This window comes from Bordetella trematum, from assembly GCF_900078335.1.
Taxonomy (GTDB): Bacteria; Pseudomonadota; Gammaproteobacteria; order Burkholderiales; family Burkholderiaceae_B; genus Bordetella; species Bordetella trematum.
The window spans coordinates 196497-208861 of record NZ_FKBR01000009.1; the positions used below are offsets into that span (position 1 = coordinate 196497).

General features: G+C 63.0%; 10 protein-coding genes and 1 pseudogene. All 11 read left to right on the top strand.

The window, feature by feature from the left end; genetic code table 11:
* The first annotated feature begins 9 nt into the window (after positions 1-9).
* Positions 10-1362 carry a ribosome biogenesis GTPase Der gene (gene der, locus A7V84_RS03605; protein WP_025512582.1) on the top strand — a complete coding sequence of 451 codons (1353 nt, stop codon included), beginning with the start codon at positions 10-12 and terminating at the stop codon, positions 1360-1362.
* Complete coding sequence (gene hisC, locus A7V84_RS03610) at positions 1359-2435, top strand: histidinol-phosphate transaminase (protein WP_025512581.1); 1077 nt, start codon at positions 1359-1361, stop codon at positions 2433-2435. Before der ends, hisC begins: the two co-directional genes overlap by 4 nt.
* A 120-nt stretch (positions 2436-2555) precedes the next feature.
* Entirely contained in the window at positions 2556-2792 is a 237-nt protein-coding gene (hfq, locus tag A7V84_RS03615; protein ID WP_003810707.1) for an RNA chaperone Hfq, read from the top strand.
* A gap of 87 nt (positions 2793-2879) precedes the next feature.
* Complete coding sequence (gene hflX / locus A7V84_RS03620; RefSeq protein WP_025512554.1) at positions 2880-3986, top strand: GTPase HflX; 1107 nt, start codon at positions 2880-2882, stop codon at positions 3984-3986.
* A pseudogene (gene hflK, locus A7V84_RS03625) lies at positions 3952-5010 on the top strand (FtsH protease activity modulator HflK); the annotation flags it as partial. The gene hflX and the pseudogene hflK, both read left to right, overlap by 35 nt.
* Before the next feature lie 271 nt (positions 5011-5281).
* On the top strand, positions 5282-6166 hold the full coding sequence (gene hflC, locus A7V84_RS03630; protein ID WP_025512551.1) for a protease modulator HflC: 885 nt from the start codon (positions 5282-5284) through the stop codon (positions 6164-6166).
* A 285-nt stretch (positions 6167-6451) separates the two neighbouring features.
* Entirely contained in the window at positions 6452-7609 is a 1158-nt protein-coding gene (locus A7V84_RS03635) for an ATP phosphoribosyltransferase regulatory subunit (protein WP_025512550.1), read from the top strand.
* Positions 7610-7684: 75 nt separating this feature from the next.
* Positions 7685-8980, top strand: coding sequence for an adenylosuccinate synthase (locus A7V84_RS03640; protein ID WP_025512549.1), 1296 nt, complete (start codon positions 7685-7687; stop codon positions 8978-8980).
* A gap of 120 nt (positions 8981-9100) precedes the next feature.
* The gene (locus A7V84_RS03645; protein WP_025512548.1) at positions 9101-9652 is read left to right on the top strand and encodes a phosphoribosyltransferase; all 552 of its coding nucleotides are present in this window, start codon (positions 9101-9103) and stop codon (positions 9650-9652) included.
* Between the two features lie 329 nt (positions 9653-9981).
* Positions 9982-10194: a 30S ribosomal protein S21 gene (gene rpsU / locus A7V84_RS03650; RefSeq protein ID WP_012417992.1), complete on the top strand. Its 213-nt coding sequence runs from the start codon at positions 9982-9984 to the stop codon at positions 10192-10194.
* A 17-nt stretch (positions 10195-10211) separates the two neighbouring features.
* A complete protein-coding gene (dnaG, locus tag A7V84_RS03655; protein WP_063492476.1) occupies positions 10212-12272 on the top strand; it encodes a DNA primase in 2061 nt (686 codons plus the stop codon).
* Positions 12273-12365 lie beyond the last annotated feature (93 nt).

The following is a 12365-nucleotide window of genomic DNA, read 5'->3' on the forward strand; positions in this document are numbered from 1 at the left end:
CCTCATACCGTGTCCTTCAAGCCTGTAGTTGCCCTGGTGGGGCGCCCCAACGTGGGCAAATCCACCCTCTTTAACCGCCTGACGCGCTCGCGTGCCGCGTTGGTGGCCGATTATTCCGGCCTCACGCGCGACCGGCACTACGGCGAGGGGCGGGTCGGAGACATCCCCTTCATCGTGATCGATACGGGGGGGTTCGAGCCCGTTGCCAAGGACGGCATTCTGGCCGAGATGGCGCGACAGACCCGCCAGGCGATCGCCGAGGCCGATGTCGTGGTGTTCCTGGTCGACGCCCGGGCCGGCCTGAACGCCCATGACCACGAAATCGCCCGCTTGTTGCGCAAGTCCGGCCAGCAGCGCGTGCTGCTGGCGGTCAACAAGGCCGAAGGCATGAATGAGGGCAAGGCCACGTCAGAGTTCTACGAGCTGGGCCTGGGCGAGCCGCATCCGATTTCGGCTGCGCATGGCGACGGCATCGTGGATCTCATCGAGACCGCGCTGCATGACCTGGTCGAGCCCGAACTCGAGGAGCCGGCCCAGGAAGAAGGCGAGATCGAGCACCGCATCAAGCTGGCTATCGTGGGGCGCCCCAACGTGGGCAAGTCCACGCTGATCAACACCCTGATGGGTGAGGAGAGGGTGATCGCCTTCGACATGCCGGGCACCACGCGCGATGCCATTGAAATCGATTTCGAGCGCGATGGCCGCAAGTACACCCTGATCGACACGGCGGGTCTGCGCAAGCGCGGCAAGGTGTTCGAAGCCGTGGAAAAATTTTCCGTCATCAAGACCCTGCAGGCCATCGAGGCCAGCAACGTGGTGCTCCTGATGCTGGATGCCCAGACCGAGATTTCCGAACAGGACGCGCATATCGCCGGCTTCGTCCTTGAGACGGGGCGTGCGGTGGTCGTGGGCATCAATAAATGGGACGGCCTGGACGATTATCAGCGCGAGCGCATCGAACGCGAATTCCAGCGCAAGCTGCGTTTTCTGTCGTTTGCCCGCATGCACACCATTTCGGCGCTCAAGGGGCAGGGCATTCGCCCTCTGCTGAAGTCGGTCAATGCCGCACATGCGGCGGCATTCGCCAAGCTCTCCACGCCCAAGCTCACGCGTGAACTGCGCGCTGCGGTCGAGCAGCAGCAGCCACCGCGCAAGGGCATCTTCCGTCCCAAGATGCGCTACGCCCACCAGGGCGGCCAGAATCCGCCGCTGGTGGTGGTGCACGGCAGCGCCCTCGATGGCGTGTCGGACTCCTATCGCCGTTATCTGGAAACGCGCTTCCGCAATGCCTTTGACCTGGCAGGAACGCCGCTGCGGATCGAATTCAAATCGTCGCGCAACCCTTACGTGGACAAGGAATGAGCCAGTACTGGAGCCCGGTGGTTGCGGGCCTGAGCCCCTATGTGCCGGGCGAGCAGCCCAAGCTGCAGAACCTGATCAAACTCAATACCAACGAGAATCCCTATCCGCCGTCGCCGCGGGCCCTGCAGGCCATCCGCGAGGCTGCCGACGAGGCGCTCAAGCGCTATCCGGATCCGGCTTCCGATGCCTTGCGTCAGGCGGTGGCCGCCACCCATGGGGTATCCGTAGGCGAGGTTTTTGTCGGTAATGGCTCAGATGAGGTGCTGGCGCATGCCTTTCAGGCATTCTTCAAGCACGACGGCCGTCCCTTGCTGTTTCCGGATATCAGCTACAGCTTCTATCCGGTCTATTGCGGGCTATACCAGATCGAATTTCACCGGGTCGCCCTCCAGGATGATTTCAGCCTGAGGGTCGACGATTATCTGCCGCAGGCGCAGCGAACGGCCGGCGGGATCATCCTGCCGAATCCGAACGCACCGACCGGTCGCGCCCTGCCGCTGGGCGAAATCGAACGCCTGGTGGCCGGCAACCCGCAATGCGTGGTGCTGATCGACGAGGCCTATGTCGATTTCGGCGCTCAGTCCGCCGCCTCGCTGGTGTCGCGCTACCCCAACCTGCTGGTGGTGCAGACGTTGTCGAAGTCACGCTCGCTGGCGGGCCTGCGGGTCGGTTTCGCTATCGGTCATCCGGCCCTCATCGAGGGGCTGAACCGGGTCAAGGACAGCTTCAACTCCTATCCCATCGACCGGCTGGCGCAGGCCGGGGCCATTGCGGCCCTTCAGGACAGTGCCTATTTCGAGCAAACCTGCCGGGCCGTCATCGCCACGCGGGAACGAATGACCGCCTCGCTGGTCGAACTGGGGTTCGAGGTCCTGCCTTCGGCCGCCAATTTTGTCTTCGCCCGTCATCCTGGTCACGACGCTGCGACGCTGGCCGCGCAATTGCGCGAGCGCAGCATCATCGTGCGCCACTTCCGCCAGCCGCGCATCGATCAGTTCCTGCGCATCAGCATTGGCACCGACGATGAAAGCCAGGCGTTGATCGCGGCCTTGAACACGATTCTGGGCGCCTAGGCGCCCGCAGCAAGCCCTCGGCATTGACGGCCGGGGTTCGGTGGCACCGCCAGGGAAAACCCTGTAGAGTATGTCTTTCGGCGGTTGCCACAACTCAAAACAAACAATGGAGCCTGGCCAATGAGCAATAAAGGGCAAACTTTGCAAGATCCGTTTCTGAACACCCTGCGCAAGGAACACGTGCCGGTGTCGATCTATCTGGTGAACGGCATCAAGCTGCAAGGGCAGATCGAATCGTTTGACCAATACGTGGTGCTGCTGCGCAACACGGTGACGCAAATGGTCTACAAGCATGCCATTTCGACCGTCGTGCCGGCGCGTGCCGTCAACTTCCAGGTGGAAGTCCCTGCTGAATAATCGCCTCGCTCCTGTGTTGCCTTTTTCCGCCCGCCGTGCGTCTCATGCCGGCGGGCATTTTCGCTTCGGCCTCTCTCACATCCTGCTATGCGCGCATTGATCATCAGCGTCGATCTGGGCGATCTGGATCACCCTGCCCATGCGCAGGAATTCGTGATGCTCGCCGAAGGGGCGGGTGCGGAGATCGTCGGCACCCTCACTGCCCGGCGGGATCGTCCCGACGCGAAGTTCTTCATCGGGTCCGGCAAAGTCGAAGAGGGCGTGGCCTTGGCCAAGGCCGTGCTGGCCGACATCGTGCTGTTCGACCAGCCCTTGTCGCCGGCCCAGCAGCGTAACCTGGAGCGCGAGTTCAACCTGCGCGTGGTCGATCGGGTGGCCTTGATCCTGGACATCTTTGCCTTGCGAGCCAAAAGCCACGAAGGCAAGCTGCAGGTCGAGCTGGCTCAGCTGCAGCATCTGTCCACCCGGCTGACCCGGCTCTGGAGTCACCTGGAGCGTCAGCGCGGCGGTATCGGCATGCGCGGCCCCGGCGAATCCCAGCTTGAAATGGACCGCCGCATGATCGGCAGCAAGGTGCGCATGCTGCGCGAGCGCCTGGATCGCGTCGAGCGTCAGCGCATCACGCAGCGCCGTGCCCGGGCTCGCGGAGGCGCCTTGTCGGTCTCGCTGGTGGGCTATACCAACGCCGGCAAGTCGACGCTGTTCAATGCCCTGACGCGTGCCGGCGCCTATGCGGCCGACCAGCTGTTCGCCACCCTGGACACGACCACGCGTCGTATCTGGATCGAGGCTGCGGGTTCGGTGGTGATTTCGGATACGGTGGGGTTCATCCGCGATCTGCCGCCCAACCTGATTGCCGCATTCCGGGCCACGCTGGAAGAAACCGTCCATGCCGACCTGCTTCTGCACGTGGTCGATGCGGCCAGCCCGCAGCGCGACGAGCAGATATTTGAAGTCAATAAAGTCCTTGCGGAAATCGGCGCCGCCGAAATTCCGACCCTCCTGGTGTACAACAAGATCGACCGGGTTGGGCTGGAGCCCCGAATCGAGCGGGATGCGCATGGTACGATTGCGCGAGTATTTGTTAGCGCTACGGAGCGCGCCGGTCTGGACGCGTTGCGCGGGGCAATAGCTGAGATCGGTCAGATTGCGGGAAACAATGCTGCGAATCAAGAAAATCTTCAATCTGAATGACCCCGGTTGGGGTCGCGGAAACAATGGATCCGAGCCGCCCAAGCGGCCCCAGGGCAATGGAGACGGCCCGCCGGATCTCGATGAGGTCTGGCGCGATTTCAATAATCGCCTGGGCTCGCTGTTCGGACGCAAGGGCGGTGGGGGCAATCGCCCCAACGGCCCGCGCGGTTCGATAACGCCTCCCTCTCCCAGAGGGGCCCGCATCGGCCTGGGTCTGATCGCCCTGGTGTTGGTGGCGTTGTGGCTGGCCAGCGGCTTTTTCATCGTCCAGGAAGGCCAGGTGGCCGTCATTACCCAGTTCGGCAAGTACAAGAGTACGGCGCAGGCGGGTTTCCAGTGGCGCATGCCCTATCCGATTCAGAGCCACGAGCTCGTGAACGTCTCGCAGCTGCGCACCTTCGAGGTGGGCTTCCGTGGCGGTTCGCGCAACAAGGTGGCGCCCGAGGCGCTCATGCTCACCACCGACGAGAACATCGTCGACATGCAGTTCGTGGTGCAGTATCGCCTGCGTGCCGATGGCGCTCCCGATTATCTCTTCAAGATGCGCGATCCTGATGACGCCGTGCGTCAGGCGGCCGAGACCGCCATGCGCGAAATCGTCGGCCGCAAGCCGATGGACTTCGTGCTCTACGAGGGTCGTACCGAAGTGGCCGGCGAAGTGCAGGCCCTGATGCAGCAGATTCTTGATCGCTACAGCGCCGGCATCCAGATCAGCACCGTTGCCATCCAGAACGTGCAGCCGCCGGAGCAGGTCCAGGCCGCCTTCGACGACGCCGTGAAGGCCGGTCAGGACCGTGAGCGCCAGATCAACGAAGGCCAGGCCTACGCCAACCAGGTCGTGCCGCTGGCCAGTGGTCAGGCTTCCCGGATGACCGAGCAGGCCGAAGGCTACAAGGCCAAGGTGATCGGGGATGCGCAAGGTAACAGCGCGCGCTTCCTCTCCATCCTGCAAGAGTACGACAAGGCGCCGGAAGTCATGCGCGATCGCCTGTATCTTGAAACGATGCAGGAAGTGTTCTCGCGCTCGAGCAAGGTGCTGCTGGATGCGGGCAACTCGAACAATATGATGTACCTGCCTCTGGACAAGATCATGCAGCAGGCGGCGCAGGATGGCGGTCGTGCGGCGCAGTCGGGCAATTCGCTGGGCCTGCCGGGTGCGGCGCAGCCCACGGTGCCCAATGTGCCGGTGCGCAGCACGCCTGCCCAGAGCTCATCCGGCAGCAACAGCAGCGCAAGCACCAGCAATGCGCTGCCCCGCGACCGTATGTCGCGCTAAACCGGAAGGAGCCCTGAACATGCAACGACTCATGCCTTACCTGGTCGGCCTGCTCATTATTCTGGCCGTCCTTTCTTCCTGCGTCTTCATCGTGCGCGAGCGCGATTCAGCCTTGGTGTTCTCACTGGGCGAAGTGCGCAAGGTCATTAACGAACCCGGCCTGTACTTCAAGGCGCCGCCGCCGTTCCAGAACGTGGTGACGCTGGACAAGCGCATCCTCACCATTGAATCGACCGACGCCGAGCGTATCCAGACTTCCGAGAAGAAGAACCTGCTGATCGACTCCTACGTGAAGTGGCGTATTGCCGATCCGCGTCTGTTCTATGTCACCTTTGGCGGCAATGAGCGTGCTGCCCAGGAGCGTCTGCAGGCACAGATCCGCGATGCCCTGAACGCCTCGGTGAACGTGCGCACGGTGCGTGACGTGGTCTCGACCGAACGCGACAAGATCATGACCGAGATCCTGGCCAACGTCGCCAAGCGCGCCGAGCCGCTGGGCGTGCAGATCGTCGACGTGCGTCTGCGCCGCATCGAGTTCGCGCCCGAGATCTCCGAGTCGGTCTATCGCCGCATGGAGGCCGAGCGTACCCGCGTTGCCAACGAGTTGCGTTCCATCGGCGCGGCCGAGAGCGAGCGCATCCGCGCCGAGGCCGACAGGCAACGCGAGGTGATCGTGGCCGAAGCCTATGCCAAGGCGCAGGGCATCATGGGCGAGGGCGATGCCCAGGCCAGCGCCATCTATGCCGACGCCTATGGCAAGAATCGCGACTTCTACACGTACTACAAGAGCCTGGAAGGCTATCGTGCAGCCTTCTCCAAGCCGAGCGACGTGCTGCTGGTGGATCCGTCCTCGGAGTTCTTCCAGTTCCTCAAGCGCCCGGATGGCGTGGCGCCGGCCAAGTAAACCGGCAGGCCCTCCAAGCAAAAAAGCCGGCCTCGTGCCGGCTTTTTTGCTTTGCGGGGGTGATGAGGGGCATGCGGTTCGAGGGCGTTTGTGGGCATGATGGCCGGCGTAGCAGGGTGGTTCGGAGCAAACGGGCTGCGGCTAGGACGCCAGCCTCGATCCATGTACAATACCTCGTAAGCTAGAAAACATTCCGCACGGCTGAGCGGGCTTACGCCCCTCGGCCGTTTTTCGTTTGGGCGACGCTTTCGCATAGAGGCGGAGCGTTATTCAGAGTGCATATTCATGGGTAACTGGTTGCTGCCCGAGGGGCTGGCAGACGTCTTGCCGGCCGAGGCTCGGCGCATCGAGGAACTGCGTCGCGAACTGCTGGATCTCTACCGTACTTACGGCTTCGAGCTGGTCGCGCCGCCGTTGGTGGAATATATCGAGTCGTTGCTGTCCGGCATGGGCAGCGATCTGGATCTGTATACCTGCAAGCTGGTCGATCAGTTGTCGGGCCGTACCCTCGGGGTGCGCGCCGACATGACCACCCAGGTCAGCCGGATCGATGCGCACTTGCTCAATCGGGCCGGTGTCACGCGGCTGTGCTATTGCGGTTCGGTGCTGCATGTACGCCCGGCCGACCAGCTGTCCAGCCGCGAGCTGTTGCAGATTGGCGCCGAGATCTACGGCCATGCCGGGTTCGAGGCAGATCTTGAAATTCTTCAGTTGGTGCTGGAGACCGTTGCGACGGCCGGCGTGCGTCAGCCGCGTCTGGATCTGAGCCATCCTGGGGTGGTCAAAGCCCTGTTTGACGCCGATCCGGCTGCGGCCGCCATTGCCGGGCGCATCATCATGCTGTTGCGCGAGAAAGACGCCGCCGGCCTGGCCGAGCTGGGCGAGGCCGGTCTGGGATTGCGTGCGGATACCATCAAGGCGCTTGAGCAACTGCCCAGGCTTTACGGCAGTCGCGACGTGATCGCGCTTGCGCGTGAGCGCCTGCCGGCATTGCCCGCCCTGGTGGCGGCCCTCGACGAGCTGGAGCGGCTGGTCCTGGCGGTGCCCGATGTGGCGTTGAGCGTGGATCTGGCCGATGTGGGTGGCTATGGTTATCACTCGGGCATGACCTTCTCGCTGTATGCGGAAGGTTGGCACGATGCATTGGTGCGCGGCGGTCGCTATGACGACGTCAGTCGCGGATTCGGCCGGGTCCGCCCGGCCACCGGTTTCAGCCTGGACCTGCGCAAGCTGGCGGCAGGCCTGACACCGGCCGAACCCGGTCGCGCCATTCGCGCGCCCTGGGGGCAAGACCCCGCCCTGGTTGGTGCCGTGCGTGCGCTGCGCCAAGCGGGCGAAATCGTCGTTCAGGTGTTGCCCGGCCACGAGCATAACTTGGACGAATTCGTTTGCGATCGCGAGCTGGCGCTGCAAGGTGGCGCCTGGACGGTCAGAACGCTGTGACTAACTCCCTCCCTGTCCGGGAGGGCCGCGGGGAGATTTCCGGATTTCCCGAGAAACTCGATATTGATTCGTAAAATGAGCAAGAACGTAGTGGTGATCGGCACCCAATGGGGTGACGAGGGCAAGGGCAAGATCGTTGACTGGCTGGCCGAGTCCGTGCAGGGCGTGGTGCGCTTTCAGGGCGGCCATAATGCCGGCCATACGCTGTGGATCAACGGCAAAAAGACGATCCTGCGTCTGATTCCGTCGGGCATCATGCATGCCGGCGTGACCTGCTATATCGGCAACGGCGTCGTGCTGTCGCCCGAGGCGCTGCTCAAGGAAATCGAAGAGCTGGAGGCCGCGGGCCTGGATGTGCGTTCCCGTCTGAAGATCTCCGAAATCTGCCCGCTGATCCTGCCGTATCACGTGGCGGTGGATCAGGCTCGCGAAGCGCGCAAGGGCGAGGGCAAGATCGGTACGACCGGCCGTGGTATCGGGCCCGCCTACGAGGACAAGGTGGCGCGCCGCGCGCTGCGTGTGCAGGATCTGTTCACGCCGGACATCTTCGACGAGAAGCTGGCCGAGGTGCTGGATTACCACAACTTTGTGCTGACCAAGTATCTGGGTGCCCAGGCTGTGTCGGCCAACGAAGTCCGCGACCAGGCCATGGCGCTGGCGCCGGCCATCCAGCCGATGGTGGGCGATGTGTCGAGCGCCATCTACCTGGCGCAGCAGCAGGGCGCGAACTTCCTGTTCGAGGGTGCCCAGGGTGCGCTGCTCGACGTCGATCACGGCACCTATCCGTACGTCACCAGCAGCAATTGCCTGGCGGGCGCGGCTTCGGCCGGTGCAGGCGTCGGTCCGCAGTCGCTGCATTATGTGCTGGGTATTACCAAGGCTTACACCACGCGTGTGGGCTCGGGCCCGTTCCCGACCGAGCTTCTCGATGATGTTGGCCTGCGTCTGGCCACGGTCGGCAAGGAATTCGGTTCCGTGACCGGCCGTCCGCGCCGTTGCGGCTGGTTTGATGGCGCTGCGCTCAAGCGCTCGGTGCGCCTGAATGGCATTTCCGGCCTGTGCATCACCAAGCTGGACGTGCTGGATGGTCTGGAGACGATCCAGCTGGGAGTCGGCTATCGTGTCAACGGCGAGTTCCGCGACGTGCTGCCTTATGGCGCGCATGCCGTGGCGCAGGCCGAGCCGGTGCTCGAAGAGCTGCCGGGTTGGACGGAGTCGACGGTCGGCATCACCGAGTACGCCAAGCTTCCGGCCAATGCCCGCCGCTATCTGGAGCGCGTGGCCGAAATCTGCGGCGTGCCGGTGGACATGGTCTCCACGGGTCCGGACCGCAACGAAACCATCGTTCTGCGCCACCCCCTGAAAGGCTGAGGCTGATTCAGTCTGCCCGGGCGCTCCCATGCGGGCGCGCGCCGGGTTATGATATGCAAGGCCGCTGCGGCTCCTGTCGCCAGCGGCCTTTTCGTATTTTCCAGCAGGAGTTGAGCGCCTATGAGCTCGCCGAATAATAACGACAGCCATGTTTGGGTCACTTGGGATGACTATCACCGGCTGATCGAAAAACTGTCGCTGCAGGTTTACCAATCGGGTTGGCAGTTTGACCAGATCCTGTGTCTGGCGCGTGGTGGCGTCCGCGTCGGGGATGTGATGTCCCGTATTTACGATGTGCCGCTGGGGATTCTGGCCACCAGCAGCTATCGCGAAGCTGCCGGCACCAAGCAGGGTGAACTCGATATCGCTCAGTTCATCACGATCACGCGGGGCAGCCTGGCTGGCCGGGTGTTGCTTGTGGACGACATGGTCGATACGGGGCTGACCTTCAGCAAGGTGTTCAATCACCTGCAGCAGCAGTTTCCTGCCATCACCGAATTGCGTACCGCAGTGCTGTGGTGGAAGGGCCATTCGCAGGTCACTCCCGATTACTACGTCGACAAACTGCCGACGAATCCATGGATTCACCAGCCTTTCGAAGATTACGACAGCCTGCGTCCGCACCAGCTGGAAGCCTGGATCCGTAAAGGGTCGAGCAGCGAGGGTCGTTGATGGCTGAGGCCGGGCTCTGGTCAAGAGACCCGGTCTCATGCTAGAATCAATGTTTATCGCTAAACCGAACCTGGTTCTGGTTCCCTGCGTGCCGGATGTTTCGCCTATACTTTGGCGCGATTATGCGGCTTCTGATTGGGTGGCAACGCCAGGGGAAACCGCCAGAAAGTGCCAGGGGCTGCCCCGGTGCCATCCGGTGGAGTGGCCCGGCTTGCCGTTGCCGTTTTCGAGCCTTGCGCCGTTTTATGCGGCCCGTGCGCGAAAGGCGGGTGGAAAGCGGGTGTTGCCAGGTTTGTTGATCAATCGCCGTTACCCAAGACACTGAATTTATGCCTATCGTTCGACTGAAGGAAAACGAACCGTTTGAAGCCGCCCTGCGCCGCTTCAAGCGTACGATCGAAAAAACCGGTCTGCTCACCGAGCTGCGTTCGCGCGAGTTCTACGAGAAGCCGACGGCCGAGCGCAAGCGCAAGCATGCCGCCGCCGTGAAGCGTCACTACAAGCGCATCCGTAGCCAGCAACTGCCCCCGCGCATGTATTGATCTGATTCCCGAATCTATTGATTCCCGAATCATTCATACAAGATCTGCTCGCCCGGGTTGATGTCGTAGACATCGTCGGGCGTTACGTGCAGTTGCGAAAGGGTGGGGCCAACTTGCTTGGCCTTTGCCCTTTTCACAACGAAAAAAGTCCCTCGTTCACTGTCAGCCCCACCAAACAGTTCTATCACTGTTTTGGTTGCGGAGCCCATGGCAGCGCCATCACCTTCTTGATGGAGCATACGGGGGCGAGCTTTCCCGAAGCAGTACGCACGCTCGCCGCCTCGGCGGGCATGACCGTACCCGAAGAGCCGCGCAGCCCGCGTTTGCAGGCCGAGGCCGCCCGCCGCAAGGCTGAGGTGTCGCGCCATACTCAGGCCCTGGATGCCGCCCAGGCGCATTATCTGCGGCTGTTGCGCAGTTCGGCGGACGCGATCGCCTATCTCAAGCAGCGCGGCCTGACCGGCCAGATTGCCAAGGAATATGGTCTTGGCTGGTCCGGCACGGATCGGCACGGCCTGTCCAAAGTCTTTGACAATTACGAGGATCCGACCCTGGTCGAAGCCGGGTTGGTGGTCGAGTCTGAAGATGGCAGGCGCTATGACAGGTTCCGAGAGCGTGTCATGTTCCCCATTCGCAACGGGCGTGGCAGCCTGATTGGTTTTGGCGGGCGCATTATCGGCAAGGGCGAACCGAAATACCTCAACTCCCCGGAAACGCCGCTCTTCAACAAGGGGCAGGAGTTGTATGGCCTCTGGGAGGCGCGCCTGCCCATCCGCCAGGAAGGCCAGGTCATCGTGGTCGAAGGCTATATGGATGTGGTGGGCCTGGCGCAGCTTGGTATCGGCAATGCCGTGGCCACGCTGGGCACGGCCACGACGCCCGAGCACGTCAAGAAGTTGCTGCGCGCCAGTGATCGGGTGATTTTCAGCTTCGATGGCGACGGCGCGGGCCGCCGTGCGGCCTGGCGTGCATTGCAGGCTTGTCTGCCCGTGCTGCGTGATGACATCACGATCCGCTTTCTGTTTCTGCCTTCCGAGCATGACCCGGACTCTTATGTCCGCGAGTTCGGCGCCGAGGCCTTTCGCGAGCAGCTGGGTCAGGCCAGCGCCTTGTCACGTTTCCTGCTCGATGAGCTGGCGTCGCGCCACAATCTGGAAGAAGCCGAGGGCCGTGCAAGCTGCCTGCATGAGGCCAAACCATTGTTGGCGGGCATCCCCGAGTGTGGCCTGAAGACCCAGATCGAGCGCGAAATGGCGCGCCTGATCCAGTTGACGCCCGAAGAGCTGGCCCAGTCGTTGGCGCAGCATGCGGCCCAGCAGCAGGCTCAGGCGGCGGCGCGTCAGGCGGCCGTGTCCCAGGGGGCGGCTTCGCCAGCGGCGCCGGCGCCCGGGGCCGGGCAGGAAGGGCCCGTGGATGCAGGGGCGCCGGATTGGGCTTATGAGTCTTTTTCTGATCACGAGCCGGATATCTACTCGGTTGGTGCGGTGCCGGCCGGTGAGGACGGCGGCTGGCAGGCTGGCGCGGCGGGCGGGCGGACGTCGCGCGGCGATGGCTGGAAAGGCAAGAGCGATTGGAAGGGCAAGGGCAAGGGCGATTGGAAGGGTAAGGGGCGGGGGCGAGGCAACGATGTCGGGGGCTACGAAGGCCGCCGTGTGATGCCTTCTTTGGCCCGCCGTCTGCTGTGCCTGTTGCTGGCCCACCCGGAGCTGGTCGACACCATGGGCGACCAGCAGCTTGAAGTTATCGATCATGGCCCCAATCTAGGATTGGTACGGGACCTGATCGTGCTGGCGCAGGCCAGTGGCGCCCGTCATGTCGGCGCCCTGATGGAGGCTGCGGACCCGGATTCGGATCTGTATGTGGTGCTCAAGGGCTTGCGCGCGGATATGATGGCCCAGGAGGACCTGCCCGAGCCGCAAACCGAATGGGATGATGCCTTGCGCCGCATCGAGATCGATGGCCTGAGGGCAGACATGGGGCGTCTTGCGGAAGGGGGGCTGGCCACGGAAGAGGCCCGTAAGCGTTATGCCGAACTTCGACAGCGCCTGCTTGTCTTAACCAGCAGTGGATTGCGCTGAGATATACGGTACACTTTAGGGTTTTCTTTGACGATGCCCCAAAAGCCTTTGACACGCACCCGGGATATAACCGGAAAGTGGCGTGATCGAGGG

Bases quoted from the DNA above. Each gene is read 5' to 3' on its own strand.
- hfq (WP_003810707.1), top strand. From the start codon at position 2,556: ATGAGCAATAAAGGGCAAACTTTGCAAGATCCGTTTCTGAACACCCTG.
- hisC (WP_025512581.1), top strand. From the start codon at position 1,359: ATGAGCCAGTACTGGAGCCCGGTGGTTGCGGGCCTGAGCCCCTATGTG.
- A7V84_RS03635 (WP_025512550.1), top strand. From the start codon at position 6,452: ATGGGTAACTGGTTGCTGCCCGAGGGGCTGGCAGACGTCTTGCCGGCC.
- hflX (WP_025512554.1), top strand. From the start codon at position 2,880: ATGCGCGCATTGATCATCAGCGTCGATCTGGGCGATCTGGATCACCCT.
- hflC (WP_025512551.1), top strand. From the start codon at position 5,282: ATGCAACGACTCATGCCTTACCTGGTCGGCCTGCTCATTATTCTGGCC.
- rpsU (WP_012417992.1), top strand. From the start codon at position 9,982: ATGCCTATCGTTCGACTGAAGGAAAACGAACCGTTTGAAGCCGCCCTG.
- A7V84_RS03645 (WP_025512548.1), top strand. From the start codon at position 9,101: ATGAGCTCGCCGAATAATAACGACAGCCATGTTTGGGTCACTTGGGAT.
- A7V84_RS03640 (WP_025512549.1), top strand. From the start codon at position 7,685: ATGAGCAAGAACGTAGTGGTGATCGGCACCCAATGGGGTGACGAGGGC.